Genomic DNA, 14562 nt, shown 5'->3' on the forward strand with positions numbered 1-14562 from the left:
CCCGATTGAACGCGACCCTCCGCGCCGCGCGTACCCAGTGCCGGGCGGCGGCGCAACAAGGCGCCGCAAGTCCCTCCACATCATGGGGAGTCGACGATGAACACCTCCTGGCGGAGCGCCTCACTCATGGCGACGGCCGCGGCCGTGCTGGCGCTGACGACGGCGTGCGGTCAGGACGGCGCCCCGGCGGCCGGCAGCCAGAACGTGGGCGCGACCGCGCCGGCCGGTGCGATCGGCGCGGGCACCGGGACCGGGCAGGGGAGCGATCCGGCGGGCGGCGGCAACGGCTACGGGGCCGACGGCCAAAAGGCGCCCGCGGACGCGGCCGGACCCGCCGGCCGGCTGGCCGCCGCCACCGACGCGAAACTCGGCGCGGTGGTGGCCGACAGCGCCGGAATGACCCTGTACCGCTTCGACGACGACACCGCCGAACCCCCCGCGTCGCACTGCGAGGGCGACTGCGCCAAGGCGTGGCCGCCGGTCCCCGCCGCCGACGCCACGGCCGGCGCCGGCATCGACAAGGCGCTGCTGGGCAAGGTCACCCGCGCCGACGGCACCGAGCAGCTCACCGTCGCCGGCTGGCCCGCCTACCGCTACGCCAAGGACACCGAGGCCGGCCAGGTGGGCGGCCAGGGTGTGGGCGGCAAGTGGTACGCCCTGGCGCCCGACGGGAAGAAGGCCGCGGCGGCGAAGCTGCCGGGCCTGTCGGTGAAGAAGACCGAACTCGGCGACATCGTCGTCGACCGCAACGGCATGACGGTCTACCGCTTCCTCAAGGACAAGGCGTGGCCCAAGTCCGTCTCGGCCTGCACCGGCGCCTGCCTGGAGAAGTGGCCGGCCGTCGCCCCCGTCTCCCCGGACGACACCAAGGGCGTGGTGAAGAAGGGCCTGATGGGCTTCACCCGGCCCGACGGCGTCCGGCAGCTGACCGTCAACTGCTGGCCGGTCTACACCTATTCCGGGGACCGGGTGCCCGGAGACCTGCACGGCCAGGGCGTCGGCGGCACCTGGTACGCCGTGTCCCCCGAGGGCAAGCCGGTGGGCGCGCCCAAGTAGCACCCCCGTAGACCCCCCTCGGGAAACCGGACCGCCCCCTCCGCGCCGCGCGGAGGGGGCGGTCCGGCGCGTGCCACCATGTCCGAACATCGGGGAAAACTTCCGTGATGCGGGTACCGGCCGGGCACGTGCGCGCAGGTGGTGACCGGGAACGGATGGTCAATTTCCGGTTCCGCTCGCCCCTTCGGCGGGCGATCAGTAGCCTCTGCTCGAACACCGGATCGCCTACGTTGTGGAGAGAAGATGGAGCGTCCCGCCTGGGCCCCCCGCAGCATCGACATCTCGGTGCCGAGCGTCGCTCGCATCTACGACTACTACCTGGGCGGTTCGCACAACTTCGAGACCGACCGGGAAGCCGCGCGCAGGGCCATGGAGTTCCTGCCGGGACTGCCCAAGATCATGCAGGCCAACCGGGCGTTCATGCGCCGTGCCGTGCGTTTCGCGCTGGACGAGGGCGTCACCCAGTTCCTGGACATCGGTTCCGGCATCCCCACCTTCGGCAACGTCCACGAGATCGCCCAGGCCGCACACCCCGGCAGCCGGGTGGTGTACGTCGACCACGACCCGGTCGCCGTCGCCCACAGCCAGGCCGTCCTGGCGCACCACGCGGACGCGGAGGTGGTCGCGGCCGATCTGCGCAAGCCCCGGGAGATCCTCGCGAGCCCCCAGGTACAACGGCTCATCGACCTGAATCGGCCGGTCGCGCTGCTTCTCGTTGCCATACTTCACTTCGTGGAAGACACGGACGACCCGTACACCGCGGTCGCCGAGCTGCGCGACGCGCTCGCGCCCGGCAGCCTGCTGATCCTCACCCATGCCTCGTACGAGGGAATCCCGCTGCCGCCGGAGCGGAGCGAGGGCGCGGTCGACGTATACAAGGGCATCCGCAATCCGCTGATCATGCGCTCGCGCGACGAGATCGCGCGGTTCTTCGAGGGGTACGACATGGTGGAACCCGGACTGGTGCCGATGCCGCGCTGGCGGCCGGAGACGGCACCGGAGGACGAGGACCCTTACGCCTTCTCCGGTTTCGCCGGCGTGGGGCGTACGGCGTGATCACGCAACCGGACGGGCCGGAGGACAGACTGCGCCGGCTGACGACGATCTGGAGCCGGGCGGTCTTCCCGGTGACCTCCACCTCGCTGACCCGCCCGGAGTTCGAGGAACGGCTGCTGCCGCTCGCCCGCCGGCTGAGCGGGGCGCTGCGCGCCCGGGCCTTCGACGCCGCCGAGGGCGAGGCGGTCGGCGCCGCGCTGGTGGACGCCCACTGCACCGCCCCCGAGGCACTGAGCCGCTCCCTGGACTGCGTCGACGCCTACCTCGTGCTCTACTGCGGCGAGAACGGCGACCAGGAGGATCTGCGGGCCCGCTCCGCGCGGCTCCAGCACGCGATGGCCGCCGGGTTCGCGCGGGCGCTGCGCGAGCGCACCCTCACCGAGCAAGAGGCCATCGCCCAGGCCGCGTTGCGCGCCCAGGGCGTGGTCGCGCAGGCGCTGCACGCCAGCGAGGCCCGGTTCCGGGCGGTGTTCGAAGGCGCGGCCATAGGTATCGGCATCGCCGACCTGGAGGGCAACGTCCTCCAGGTCAACGGCGCGCTCACCCGCATGTTCGGCGGCTCCGAGCAGATCCTGCGCGGGCGCAGCGTACGCGAGTGGACGCACGCCGAGGACGCCCCGCAGATCTGGCGGCTCTACGACGAGCTGGTGCGCGGCGAGCGCGAGCACTACCACGTGGAGAAGGCCTTCTACCGCCCCGACGGCACCGTGCTGTGGACCAACCTGACGGTCTCCCTGCTCCGCGACGCCGACAACAACCCCCAGTACCAGCTGGCCCTGATGGAGGACACCACCGAGCGGCGGCTGCTCAACCTCCGCCTGCGCTACGAGGCCACCCACGACGCGCTCACCGGCCTGCCCAACCGCACCCTCTTCTTCGAACGGCTGGAAAAGACGCTCAGCGCGGGCGAGGGCCGCCGCTTCGGCCTGTGCTACCTCGACCTGGACGGCTTCAAGACCATCAACGACAGCCTCGGGCACGCGGCCGGCGACCGGCTGCTCGTGGAGGTCGCCGACCGGCTCCAGTCCTGCGCGACCGCGCCCGGCGAGATGGTCGCCCGGCTCGGCGGCGACGAGTTCGTCGCGCTGACCACCGGGCCCGACACCGAGCGCGAGGTCGACGAACTCGCCTCCCGCATCATGAACGCGCTGCTCGCCCCAATCCGTATCGACGGCCGCGAACTGACCGTGCGCGGCAGCATCGGCGTCGTCGAGGGCCCGGTGGGCGAGCGCAGCGCCGCGGAGGTGCTGCGCAGCGCCGACATCACCATGTACCGGGCGAAGTCGGCCGGCGGCAACCGCTTCGAACTGGCCGACCCGGAGGCCGACGCCCGCGCCATCACCCGGCACGGCCTCACCACCGCGCTGCCCACCGCGCTGGACCGGGGCGAGTTCTTCATCGAGTACCAGCCGCTGGTGCGCCTCGGCGACGGCAGTGTGCGCGGTGCCGAGGCGCTGGTGCGCTGGCTGCACCCGCAGCACGGCGTCCTCGGCCCCGACCGGTTCATCCCGCTCGCCGAGCACACCGGGCTGATCGTCCCGCTGGGCCGCTGGGTGATGGAGCAGTCGGTGCGCCAGGCCCGCGAGTGGCGCGAGCGGTACGGGGACGGGGACGGCACCGAGGGCCCGTTGCGCATCAACGTCAACCTGTCGCCGTGCCAGCTGGGCCATCCCGGGCTCGTCCAGGACACCGTGGAGATCCTGGAGCGCACGGGCGTGGCGCCCGACGCGCTGTGCCTGGAGGTGACCGAGTCGGCGCTGATCGGCGCGGACGACGACCTGCTCAAACCGCTGCGCAGGCTGGCCGAGATGGGCGTGGACATCGCCCTGGACGACTTCGGCACCGGCTACTCCAACCTGGCCAACCTGCGCCGGCTGCCGGTGAGCGTGCTCAAGCTGGACCGCTCCTTCACCCAGGGCATGCAGCAGTTCCCCGCCGATCCCGTCGACCTCAAGATCGTCGAGGGGATCGTGGCGCTCGCCCACAGCCTGGACCTCGCGGTCACCGTGGAGGGCGTGGAGACCGGCGCCCAGGCCGAGCAACTGCGCATACTGGGCTGCGACACGGCCCAGGGCTGGTACTACGCCCGCCCGGGCCCGCCGGACCGCCTGCACGAACTGGCCCTGGCGGACGCGACGGGCTGAGCCGGCCCTCACGGACGCACGGGCCGCCTCACCTCCGGAGCCCTCGCTCCAGGAGCCGGCCCGGGGGCAGGAGCTGGATCGAGGTCCGTCGCCGGCTCGTGTCCGGCCTGTTCGCGTACGGTCTCCGCCGCGGCGGTGGCCGCGCGGACGAGGGCGGCGGTCGCCGTCGACCGGGAGTGCCGCGGCCAGGCGATCGCCAGGACCGTCGGCGGCGCGTCCGCGACCGGACGGTAGGCGACCCCGGGCCGCGGATAGCGGTGGGCGACCGACTCCGGCAGCAGCGTGATCAGCTCGCCCAGCGCGACCACGGTCATCAGCTGGGCGAGGTCGCGGCCCTCGGCGCGCACCCGGTCGACGAACCCCTGCACCTCCTCGGGGCGCAGCCCGAGGTCGGCCAGCGTGAGACGGTCGCGCGCGGCCAGCGGATCGGTCGCGGCGAGGACCGCCACGCGCGGCTCCACGGCCAGCGTCTCGCTGTCCAGGCCGGTGCGGTCGAACGGCTCGTGGACCAGGGCGGCATCGGCCTCCCCCTGCCGCAGCAGCCGCGGCGCCTCCTGCCAGTCGCACAGCCGCAGTGTGACCGGGACGGCGCCGGGCTCGGCGGCGTACCGCTCCAGGACCGGTTCCAGCAGGCCCGCGTCGCCGTCGGCCTTCACCGCGAGCACCAGACCGGTGCCCGGGCCGGCCGCGCGCTGTGCCCGTCGCCCGGCCGCCCGCAGCGCGTCGAGCGCGATCCGCGCCTCCGCCAGCAGCACCGTACCGGCCGGGGTCAGGGCGACGCTGTGCGTGGTCCGCTCGAACAGGGTGACGCCGAGCTGCCGCTCCAACTGGCGGATGGCCCGCGACAGGGGCGGCTGGGAGATGCCCAGCCGGGCGGCGGCGCGGGCGAAGTTCAGCTCCTCGGCGACCGCGACGAAGTAGCGCAGCGGACGGGACTCCAGGTCCAAGGGGGTCTCCACGGCCTCGTCTCCTCCCGTTCTCTCCCGCCGACCGGTATCCGCCGACCGGTATCCGCCGACCGGTATCCATCGAGCGGTATTACCTTCAGGGTAATGGCCAGGACCGGATCGGTCCTTCAGTTCCCGCGGGCCGGGACCGAGGATCGGTGTGTCGGTTCCCCGTGAACCGCTCGATCCCCTTCCGACTCCAGGAGTGACCCGTGATCGTCGTCACCACGCCCACCGGCCAGATCGGCCGGCGGCTTCTCGACCTCCTCCTCGACACCCCCGACGGCGCTGCCCGGAAGGCCGCCGGGCCGGTCCGCGTGGTCGTCCGCGACCCCGCCCGCCTGGCACCGCACGCGCGGGACCGCGTCGAGGTGTTCCAGGGCTCGCACGCCGACCCCGCCGTGCTCGGCGCGGCCTGTGCGGGCGCGGACCGGGTGTTCTGGCTGGTGCCGCCGGACCCCGCGGCCGGCAGCGTCGAGGGGCACTTCGAGACCTTCACCGAGTCGCTGTGCCAGGTGATCGGGGAACAGGGCGTCGAGCGGGTCGTCGCCGTCTCCTCGCTGGGCCGCGGCGTCGCCGAGGACGCCGGACAGATCTCCGCGTCCCTGGCCATGGACGACACGATCGCCGCCACCGGCGTGCACTACCGGGCGCTGTGCCCGCCGTTCCTCATGGAGAACCTGCTCGGCCAGGCCGAGTCGATCCGCGAGCACGGGGAATTCCGCCTGGCGATGGCCGAGGACCGGGTGCTGCGCACCTGCGCCACCGGCGACATCGCCGCCACGGCCGCCCGGCTGCTGCTCGACGCCGCCTGGACCGGGCGGGACGACGTCCCGCTGGTCGGCCCCGACGCGCTGACCGCCCAAGGCATGGCGGAGGTCGTCTCCGAGGTGCTCGGGCGGCCCGTGCGCGCCCGGCTCACCAGCGCCGAGGACTACCGGGCGGCCCTGGTGAGCCGGGGCGCGAGCGAGGCGTGGGCACGCGGCCTGGCGGACATGACACGGGCGCTGGACGCCAAGGACTTCTACGGCGCCGCCGCGCCGAGCACCCCCCGGACCGCGCCCACCGGGTTCCGTACGTGGTGCGAGGAGACGCTGAAGCCGGCTGTCCTCGGCTGAGGCGGCCCGGGAGTCCGTGGCGGAGCCGCGCCCACCGTCTTGGCGCGTGCGCACTCCCGCTCACCGCTCCAGCAGCATCCGCTGCAACTCCCGCGCGGCCCTCGGCGGGGCCACGTCGCTGCGGTGGGCCAGCGCGATCGTGCGGTGCAGGCCGGGGCGGGCCAGCGGGGTGACGCGCAGGGCGCGGCCGGAGCGGGTGGCGACCATGCGCGGCACGACGGCGACACCGAGCCCCGCCCGGACGAAGCCCAGCACCGCGTCCATCTCGCCGCCCTCCACCGCGAGGTCCGGCTCGAACCCCTCGGCGCGGCACGCGGCCACCGTCAGCTCCCGCAGGTCGTACCCGTGCCGGAACATCACCAGCCGCTCGCCCTCCAGGTCCGCGATGCGCACCGCCGGCCGGCCCCGGCCGGGGGCGGGCGCCTCCGGTGAGGAGACCACCACCAGATCCTCGCGCAGCAGCTCGACCGTGGTCAGCGCGGGGGACGGGCTGGGCAGCGGGAGCACGACCAGGGCGAGGTCGAGCGCGCCGCGCGCCAGTTCCCGTACGAGATCGTGCGAGCCGCCTTCCTCGATCAGCAGCCGGATGCCCGGATAGCGGTCGTGGAAGGCGCGCAGCACGTCCGGCAGCAGCCCCGTGCACAGGCTCGGGGTCGCCCCCAGGCGCACCCGGCCCCGGCGCAGCTGCACCAGCTCCTGCACCTCGTGCCGGGCGGTGTCCGCGTCGGCGAGGATGCGCCGGGCCAGCGGGAGCAGCGCCTCCCCGGCGTCGGTGAGCGTGATGTTGCCGCGCGCCCGCAGGAACAGGTCCGCGCCCAGCTCCCGCTCCAGCGCCTTGATCTGCTGCGACAGCGAGGGCTGGGCGACATGGACCAGATCGGCGGCCCGGGTGAAGTGCCGGGTCTCGGCGACCGCCACGAAGTACTGGAGCTGCTGGAACTGCACCCAGCCACCATAGCCTGCCCCTATCGAATCCAGCCGCACCATGTCTTGGACCGATGGCACGGTGTCGTCCTACCGTCTTGCCCATGGCTCTGGCAACGCGGACGGACCGACGGCCGTCCATGGCACGCACCGTGTGGCGGTCGACCGTCGGGAAGAAGGCCGTGATGGCGGTCAGCGGCCTGATCATGCTGCTGTACCTGATCGCCCACATGATCGGGAACCTGAAGATCTACTTCGGCGCGGGCGAGTTCAACCACTACGCGCACTGGCTGCGCACGGTGGGCGAGCCGTTCATGCACTACGAGTGGACGCTGTGGCTGATCCGGGTGGTGCTGGTCGTCGCGGTCGTCGCGCACGCCGTCTCCGCGTACCAGCTCAGCCGCCGCGACATCAGGGCCCGCCCGGCCAAGTACGTGCACGCCAGGCCCCGGGCGAGCTACGCGACCCGCACCATGCGCTGGGGCGGGATCATCCTCGGCCTGTTCATCGTCTGGCACATCCTGGACCTGACCACCGGCACCGTGCACTCCGGCGGGTTCCAGGCGGGCCACCCGTACCAGAACGTCGTGGACACCTTCTCCACCTGGTACGGCGACGTGATCTACATCGTCGCCATGCTGGCGCTCGGCCTGCACATCCGGCACGGCTTCTGGAGCGCCGCCCAGACCCTCGGCGTCGGCAGCCGCGCCCGCGACCGCGCCCTGAAGACCGTGGCCGACGTCCTCGCAGTCCTGCTCACCGCCGGTTTCATCGCCGTACCGGTGGGCGTGATGACCGGAGTGGTGAGCTGACATGACCTCCTACGCCCACTACCCGACCGGTGAGCCGGTCGCCGACACCAAGGCCCCCGCCGGGCCCGTCCACGAGCGCTGGGACACCCGGCGCTTCGAGGCCAGGCTGGTCAACCCGGCCAACCGCCGCAAGCAGACGGTCATCGTCGTCGGCACCGGCCTGGCCGGCGGCTCCGCGGGTGCCACCCTGGCCGAACAGGGCTACCACGTCGTCCAGTTCTGCTACCAGGACTCCCCGCGCCGTGCCCACTCCATCGCCGCGCAGGGCGGCATCAACGCCGCCAAGAACTACCGCAACGACGGCGACTCCGTGCACCGCCTCTTCTACGACACCGTCAAGGGCGGCGACTTCCGCTCCCGCGAGTCCAACGTGCACCGGCTCGCCCAGATCTCCGTGGAGATCATCGACCAGTGCGTGGCCCAGGGCGTGCCCTTCGCCCGCGAGTACGGCGGCCTGCTCGACACCCGCTCCTTCGGCGGCGTCCAGGTCTCCCGCACCTTCTACGCCCGCGGCCAGACCGGCCAGCAACTGCTGCTCGGCGCCTACCAGGCGCTGTCGCGGCAGATCGCCGCCGGGAACATCGAGATGCACCCGCGCACCGAGATGCTGGACCTGATCCTCGTGGCCGGCCGGGCCCGCGGCATCGTGGCCCGCGATCTGATCACCGGCAGGATCGACACCTATTTCGCGGACGCGGTCGTGCTCGCCTCCGGCGGCTACGGCAACGTCTTCTACCTGTCGACCAACGCCATGAACTCCAACGCGACCGCGATCTGGCGGGCGCACCGGCGCGGCGCCTACTTCGCCAACCCCTGCTTCACCCAGATCCACCCCACCTGCATCCCGCGCACCGGCGACCACCAGTCCAAGCTGACCCTGATGAGCGAGTCGCTGCGCAACGACGGCCGTATCTGGGTGCCGAAGGCCAAGGGCGACGACCGCCCGCCGAACGAGATCCCCGAGGACGAGCGCGACTACTACCTGGAGCGGATCTACCCCTCCTTCGGCAACCTCGTGCCCCGCGACATCGCCTCCCGCGCCGCGAAGAACGTCTGCGACGAGGGCAGGGGAGTGGGCCCCGGCGGCCAGGGCGTCTACCTGGACTTCGCGGACGCCGTCCGGCGCATGGGCCGGGCCCAGGTCCAGGAGAAGTACGGCAACCTCTTCGACATGTACGAGCGGATCACCGCGGAGAACCCGTACGAGGTGCCGATGCGGATCTACCCCGCCGTGCACTACACGATGGGCGGCCTGTGGGTCGACTACGACCTCCAGACCACGGTCCCCGGCCTGTTCGCCGTCGGCGAGGCCAACTTCTCCGACCACGGCGCCAACCGGCTCGGCGCCTCCGCGCTGATGCAGGGCCTGGCCGACGGCTACTTCGTGCTGCCCGCCACCATCAACGACTACCTGGCCCGCCACCCGCACACGTCCCCCGACGACGACCTCACCGCCGACCACCCCGTGGTCCAGGAGGTACTCGCCGAGACCGAGGACCGGCTGCACCTGCTGCTGGCCGTCGACGGCGACCGCACCCCCGACTCCTTCCACCGCGAACTGGGCGAACTCATGTGGGAGCTGTGCGGCATGGCCCGCACCGACGCCGGCCTGCGCAAGGCCCTGGAGCGCATCCCGCTGATCCGCGAGGAGTTCTGGCGGCGCATCAAGGTGCCCGGCACCGGCGAGGAGTTCAACCAGTCCCTGGAGAAGGCCAACCGCGTCGTCGACTACCTGGAACTGGCCGAGCTGATGTGCCTCGACGCCCTGCACCGCGCCGAGTCCTGCGGCGGCCACTTCCGCGAGGAGTCCCAGACCCCCGACGGCGAGGCCGCCCGCAAGGACGACGCGTTCGCCTACGCGGCCGCCTGGGAGTTCACCGGCACCGGCGAGGCCCCCGTCCTGCACAAGGAAGACCTGGCCTTCGAGTACGTCCACCCCACCCAGCGGAGCTACGCATGAAGCTCACCCTGCGCGTCTGGCGGCAGAAGAACGCCCACGCCGACGGCGCCATGTCCACCTACGAGCTGGACGGCGTCTCGCCCGACATGTCCTTCCTCGAAATGCTGGACATCCTCAACGAACAGCTCATCCTGGCCGGTGAGGACCCCGTCGCCTTCGACCACGACTGCCGCGAGGGCATCTGCGGCGCGTGCAGCCTGGTCATCAACGGCGACGCGCACGGCCCCGAACGCACCACCACCTGCCAGCTGCACATGCGGTCCTTCCGGGACGGCGACACCATCGACATCGAACCGTGGCGGGCCGCCGCCTTCCCGGTGGTCAAGGACCTGGTCGTCGACCGCTCGGCCTTCGACCGGATCATCCAGGCCGGCGGCTACGTCACCGCCCCCACCGGCGCCGCCCCCGAGGCGCACGCCACGCCCGTGCCCAAGCCGGACGCCGACTTCGCCTTCGAGCACGCCGAGTGCATCGGCTGCGGCGCCTGCGTGGCCGCCTGCCCCAACGGCGCGGCGATGCTCTTCACCTCCGCCAAGGTCAACCACCTCAACGTCCTCCCGCAGGGCGCGCCCGAACGCGAGACGCGCGTCCTGGACATGGTGGCCCGCATGGACGAGGAGGGCTTCGGCGGCTGCACCCTCACCGGCGAGTGCGCCACCGCCTGCCCCAAGGGCATCCCCCTCATGTCGATCACCGGCATGAACAAGGAATGGCTGCGCGCGACCCGCAGGGCCGGGCGGCGCTGAGAGACGTTCGCCGACAGGGCGCGAACGGGCGGGACCGGGAGTGGTGCTCATCCCCGGTCCCGTCACGCGTTAGGCGCGGGGCCGCCGCCAGGCATCGCGCGTGATCTCCGGACGCAAGGAGAGGGAGCGGTCCAGCGAAGCCGTCACGGCTTTCGAGACCGCGGTGCACGACCGGGACGGTGACCGGTCGACCTACGTCTTCCAGGAGATACACCGGACCTTCGGACAGGCCGACGACGGCGAGCACATCGCCGCCGGGCCCCGGCTGGCCGCGCTGCTGCCCCAGGTGCCGCCCGGCGAGGCGGACGGCGCCCCGGACGCCCCGGTCGTCGAACGGGTCGGCCCGGAGGCGGCCCAGGGCCGGCGGGCCCTGCCCCAGTGGGAGATGGCCTCCGTCGCGATGCTCACCCTGGAGCGGGTGCTCGACGCCGAGCAGACACAGCGCCTGCTCGCCCGCCGCACGCTCCCGCAGTAGCCGCGGCCCGCGCCGTTCAGCAAGCCCACACCCGTTCCTGGGGCGCCGGTCACGTCCGCGCCAACCGGCGTCGGAAGAACTGGAACGGCGGACGCGGCACCCGCGTCCGCCGTCCACCGCCGCCGAACCGGCCCGTGCCCAGGAGTCAGCCATGACCGGCGTTTCCACTCTCGGCCGTCCCCCGCAGCCCGAGGCGCCCGCCCGCTACACCGTCGCCCTGGCCCGCGACGAGGACGACGTACGGGCCGCGCAGCGGCTGCGGTACGACGTCTTCGCCCGGGAGACCGGCGCACTGCTCGCCACCCCCGAACCCGGCCACGACATCGACGCCTTCGACGCGTACTGCGACCACCTGCTCGTCCACGACACCACCACCGGGCAGGTCGTCGGCACCTACCGCCTGCTGCCGCCCGAACGCGCCGCCGTCGCCGGACGGCTGTACGCGGACGGCGAGTTCGACCTGAGCGCGCTGGACGCGCTGCGCCCCGGCCTGGTCGAGGTGGGCCGCTCCTGCGTGCACCCCGATCACCGCGACGGCGCGGTGATCGGACTGATCTGGGCGGGCATCGCCCGGTACATGACCGACCGCGGCCACGCGTGGCTGGCCGGCTGCTGCTCCCTGCCGCTCGCCGACGGCGGCGCGCTCGCCGCCGCCACCTGGGACCGGGTCCGCGCCAAGCACCTGGCACCCCGGGAGTACCGGGTACGCCCGCTGCTGCCCTGGACGCCCGCACCCGGGGCGGCGGCGCCCGCACCCGCCGCCCGCACCGCGCTGCCCGCCCTGCTGCGCGGCTATCTGCGCCTGGGCGCCATGGTGTGCGGGGCGCCCGCCCACGACCCCGACTTCGGTGTGGCCGACCTCTACGTGCTCCTGTCGATGCGCCGCGTCGACCCCCGCTACCTGCGGCACTTCCTCTCCCTCGTACCGCCCGCGCGATGAGCGCCTGGCTGCCCGGCGCGCCCTGCACCCCCAGGGCGTGCGTGCGGGCCACCTCCTCGGCGGCGGCCGTACCGCGCGCGGTGCTGCGGATCGCCGCGCTCGCCGCGCTGCTGCTCGCCGGGGCCGCGCTGGCCCCGCTCGGCCCCCGGCTCCCGGTCCGTTGGACCGGCCGCTGGTGCCGGGCGGTCGTACGGGCCGTGGGGGTCCGGGTACGGATCACCGGCGGCGCCCCGCCCGAGGGCGGCCTGCTGCTGGTGGCCAACCACATCTCCTGGCTGGACGTCCCGCTGCTGGCCGCCGTCCGTCCGGCCCGGATGCTCGCCAAGGCCGAGATCCGCCGCTGGCCGGTGGCGGGCGCGCTCGCGGCCCGCGGCGGTGCCCTGTTCATCGAACGAGACCGGCTGCGGGCCCTGCCGGACACCGTGGCCGCCGTCGCCGGGGTGCTGCGCGGCGGCGGCGCGGTCGCCGCCTTCCCCGAGGGCAGCACCTGGTGCGGCCGGGCCGCGGGCCGCTTCCACCGGGCCGTGTTCCAGGCCGCCCTGGACGCGGGCGTCCCGGTCCAGCCCGTCCGCATCCGCTACCGCCTCGCCCAGGGCACGCCCAGCACCGTCCCGGCCTTCGTCGGCGACGACTCGCTGCTCGCCTCGGTGTGGCGTGTCGCCTCGGCCCGCGGCCTGGTGGCCGAGGCGGAGGTACGGCCCGCCGTCCCACCGGGCACCTGCCCGGACCGCCGGACGCTGGCCCTGGCCGCCCGGCCGGACCGGGAAGGCAGGCGGGACCCGGAGGACCGGCAGGACCGGCCGGAGCAGGCGGACCGGCCGGAACAGGCGGGCCGCCCGGCCGGACCCCCTCGGCCTCACCCGCAGAACATGTCCCGTCCCGGCCGCTCGCCCGTGGCCAGGAAGCGGGACACCGTGCGGTCGCCGCACGGGTTGCCGTTGGCGAGGTAGGCGTCGTGGCCGGTGGAGTCCACCACGACCAGGGCCGCGCGCCGGCCGAACGCCCGGCGCAGTTTCAGCGCGCCGCCGAGCGGCGTGGCCACATCGCGCCGGTTCTGCACCAGCAGGACGTCGGCGGGACCGGAGTCGGTGATCCGTACCGGCGCCTGCCGGGGCGGGTACGGCCAGGCGGCGCAGAGCATGGCGTTGCGGGGCATCCCCGCGGTCAGGGGATGCGCGGCGCGGCTCGCGGCGACCGCCTCGCGGTAGCCGGCGGGGGAGCGGGGCCAGGCCACGTCGTTGCACAGGGTCGCCGCGCCGACCGCCGTGACATTCTGCACCTGCTCCTGCGGCGGTGACGCGGGCGCGGGCGGCAGCGGGGAGCCGTCCAGGGCGGCCCGCATCAGCCGCGCCAGGGCCGGGAAGCCGGTGCGCGGGGTGTAGAAGCTGTCCAGCATCGTCTGGCGCAGCACATTGCCGTCCAGGCGGGGCGGGTTGGCACCCGTCCAGGGCAGCGGGGCGTGGTCCAGGCGCGCGGCCAGCTTCAGGAACAGCGGCCGCACCTCGGCGGGCGTCGCGGCCAGCCGCACCGGGTTGCCCGGCGCCGACGCCCACGCGGCGAACTCGGGGAAGACGTCCTCCGCTCCGGTCGCGTAGGCGGCGAGCCAGCCGCGCCCCACCCGGGCCGGGTCGGGGTCGTCGTTGCTGTCCAGCACGATCCGGTCGGTGCGGTCGGGGAACAACTGGGCGTACACGGCGCCCGCGTACGTCCCGTACGACACGCCCCAGGCGGAGATCCGGCGCTCGCCGAGCGCGGCCCGCACCCGGTCGATGTCACGGGCCTCGTCGGCGGTGCTGATGTGCCGGATCAGCTCGCCGCCGTTGCGGGCGCAGGCGCCGGCCATCCGCCGCGCGGCGGCCAGGTTGCCGGCCACGGACCCGTCCACCGCCGGCCACGGGCGCAGGGTGGTCAGGGCCAGGTCGGCGGGGGCCAGTCCGCAGTCGACGGAGGTCGAGGGGGCCAGGCCGCGGGGCGCGAACCCGATCAGGTCGTAGGAGTCCCGGATCTCCTGGGGCAGCTTCTGTCCCTTGCCCGAGGGGTCGGCGAGGCTGGAGTTGCCCGGTCCGCCGGGGATCAGCAGCAGCGCGCCGCGGCGGTCCGCGGGCTTCTCGGCCCGGACCCGGGAGACGACGATGTCGATCTTCCGGCCGCCGGGACGGGCGTAGTCCATCGGCACCCGGAGGGTGGCGCACTGCCGCCGTATGTCCGCCCCGCCGTCCGGGCAGGCGGACCAGTGGAGCGGGGCGGAGGGGACGGCCGCGCTCGCGGGCGCGGCCCGGGCGAGCGGCGCGGCGAGGCCGAGCAGCGCGACGGAGACGGCGGCCCAGGCGGTTCTTCTGCTGAGGATCTGCTTCATGCACAGCAGCCTCGCGGTTCCCGCCCGT

Annotated in this window: 13 protein-coding genes; 10 read left to right on the forward strand and 3 right to left on the reverse strand. The window is 73.8% G+C overall.

Annotated features, from left to right (window positions below; translation table 11 throughout):
* Nucleotides 1-96: 96 nt before the first annotated feature.
* The 3 genes from ABZ858_RS11345 to ABZ858_RS11355 all read left to right on the forward strand — a co-directional run bounded on the left by ABZ858_RS11345 (nt 97) and on the right by ABZ858_RS11355 (nt 4256).
* The gene (locus tag ABZ858_RS11345) at nt 97-1056 is read left to right on the forward strand and encodes an SCO0930 family lipoprotein (RefSeq protein ID WP_361375100.1); all 960 of its coding nucleotides are present in this window, start codon (nt 97-99) and stop codon (nt 1054-1056) included.
* A gap of 243 nt (nt 1057-1299) precedes the next feature.
* Entirely contained in the window at nt 1300-2112 is an 813-nt protein-coding gene (locus tag ABZ858_RS11350; protein WP_361375102.1) for an SAM-dependent methyltransferase, read from the forward strand.
* Nucleotides 2109-4256, forward strand: coding sequence for an EAL domain-containing protein (locus tag ABZ858_RS11355; protein ID WP_361375104.1), 2148 nt, complete (start codon nt 2109-2111; stop codon nt 4254-4256). The genes ABZ858_RS11350 and ABZ858_RS11355 overlap by 4 nt, the downstream gene beginning before the upstream one ends.
* An 8-nt stretch (nt 4257-4264) precedes the next feature.
* Here the strand turns inward: ABZ858_RS11355 and ABZ858_RS11360 are convergent, their stop codons facing one another.
* The gene (locus ABZ858_RS11360) at nt 4265-5197 is read right to left on the reverse strand and encodes a LysR family transcriptional regulator (RefSeq protein WP_361375337.1); all 933 of its coding nucleotides are present in this window, start codon (nt 5195-5197) and stop codon (nt 4265-4267) included.
* 218 nt (nt 5198-5415) lie between these two features.
* Here ABZ858_RS11360 and ABZ858_RS11365 point away from each other — a divergent pair, with 218 nt between their 5' ends.
* Nucleotides 5416-6321, forward strand: a complete 906-nt coding sequence (locus ABZ858_RS11365) for an NAD(P)H-binding protein (RefSeq protein ID WP_361375106.1) — start codon at nt 5416-5418, stop codon at nt 6319-6321.
* 60 nt (nt 6322-6381) lie between these two features.
* On the opposite strand, the gene ABZ858_RS11370 is transcribed toward ABZ858_RS11365, so the two are convergent.
* Nucleotides 6382-7266: a LysR substrate-binding domain-containing protein gene (locus ABZ858_RS11370; RefSeq protein ID WP_361375108.1), complete on the reverse strand. Its 885-nt coding sequence runs from the start codon at nt 7264-7266 to the stop codon at nt 6382-6384.
* A 119-nt stretch (nt 7267-7385) separates the two neighbouring features.
* Between ABZ858_RS11370 and ABZ858_RS11375 the strand changes: the two genes are divergently transcribed.
* The 6 genes from ABZ858_RS11375 to ABZ858_RS11400 all read left to right on the forward strand — a co-directional run bounded on the left by ABZ858_RS11375 (nt 7386) and on the right by ABZ858_RS11400 (nt 13128).
* The gene (locus tag ABZ858_RS11375) at nt 7386-8057 is read left to right on the forward strand and encodes a succinate dehydrogenase (RefSeq protein ID WP_361375339.1); all 672 of its coding nucleotides are present in this window, start codon (nt 7386-7388) and stop codon (nt 8055-8057) included.
* Nucleotide 8058: 1 nt separating this feature from the next.
* Nucleotides 8059-10017 (forward strand): fumarate reductase/succinate dehydrogenase flavoprotein subunit, encoded by a 1959-nt coding sequence (locus ABZ858_RS11380; RefSeq protein ID WP_361375110.1) that lies wholly within the window; start codon nt 8059-8061, stop codon nt 10015-10017.
* Complete coding sequence (locus ABZ858_RS11385; protein ID WP_361375112.1) at nt 10014-10763, forward strand: succinate dehydrogenase/fumarate reductase iron-sulfur subunit; 750 nt, start codon at nt 10014-10016, stop codon at nt 10761-10763. The genes ABZ858_RS11380 and ABZ858_RS11385 overlap by 4 nt, the downstream gene beginning before the upstream one ends.
* Before the next feature lie 100 nt (nt 10764-10863).
* Nucleotides 10864-11238: a hypothetical protein gene (locus tag ABZ858_RS11390; RefSeq protein ID WP_361375114.1), complete on the forward strand. Its 375-nt coding sequence runs from the start codon at nt 10864-10866 to the stop codon at nt 11236-11238.
* 151 nt (nt 11239-11389) lie between these two features.
* A complete protein-coding gene (locus ABZ858_RS11395; RefSeq protein ID WP_361375116.1) occupies nt 11390-12178 on the forward strand; it encodes a GNAT family N-acyltransferase in 789 nt (262 codons plus the stop codon).
* Nucleotides 12175-13128: a lysophospholipid acyltransferase family protein gene (locus ABZ858_RS11400; protein WP_361375118.1), complete on the forward strand. Its 954-nt coding sequence runs from the start codon at nt 12175-12177 to the stop codon at nt 13126-13128. Before ABZ858_RS11395 ends, ABZ858_RS11400 begins: the two co-directional genes overlap by 4 nt.
* Here ABZ858_RS11400 and ABZ858_RS11405 read toward each other — a convergent pair.
* On the reverse strand, nt 13035-14534 hold the full coding sequence (locus tag ABZ858_RS11405) for an alpha/beta hydrolase (RefSeq protein ID WP_361375120.1): 1500 nt from the start codon (nt 14532-14534) through the stop codon (nt 13035-13037). The two genes, ABZ858_RS11400 and ABZ858_RS11405, sit on opposite strands and share 94 nt — an antisense overlap.
* Nucleotides 14535-14562 lie beyond the last annotated feature (28 nt).

This window comes from Streptomyces sp. NPDC047017 (assembly GCF_040644175.1).
Lineage (GTDB): Bacteria > Actinomycetota > Actinomycetes > Streptomycetales > Streptomycetaceae > Streptomyces.

Coding starts and splice junctions, on each gene's coding strand:
- ABZ858_RS11345 (WP_361375100.1), top strand. CDS start 97: ATGAACACCTCCTGGCGGAGCGCCTCACTCATGGCGACGGCCGCGGCC.
- ABZ858_RS11350 (WP_361375102.1), top strand. CDS start 1,300: ATGGAGCGTCCCGCCTGGGCCCCCCGCAGCATCGACATCTCGGTGCCG.
- ABZ858_RS11375 (WP_361375339.1), top strand. CDS start 7,386: ATGGCACGCACCGTGTGGCGGTCGACCGTCGGGAAGAAGGCCGTGATG.
- ABZ858_RS11380 (WP_361375110.1), top strand. CDS start 8,059: ATGACCTCCTACGCCCACTACCCGACCGGTGAGCCGGTCGCCGACACC.
- ABZ858_RS11385 (WP_361375112.1), top strand. CDS start 10,014: ATGAAGCTCACCCTGCGCGTCTGGCGGCAGAAGAACGCCCACGCCGAC.
- ABZ858_RS11395 (WP_361375116.1), top strand. CDS start 11,390: ATGACCGGCGTTTCCACTCTCGGCCGTCCCCCGCAGCCCGAGGCGCCC.
- ABZ858_RS11400 (WP_361375118.1), top strand. CDS start 12,175: ATGAGCGCCTGGCTGCCCGGCGCGCCCTGCACCCCCAGGGCGTGCGTG.
- ABZ858_RS11405 (WP_361375120.1), bottom strand. CDS start 14,534: ATGAAGCAGATCCTCAGCAGAAGAACCGCCTGGGCCGCCGTCTCCGTC.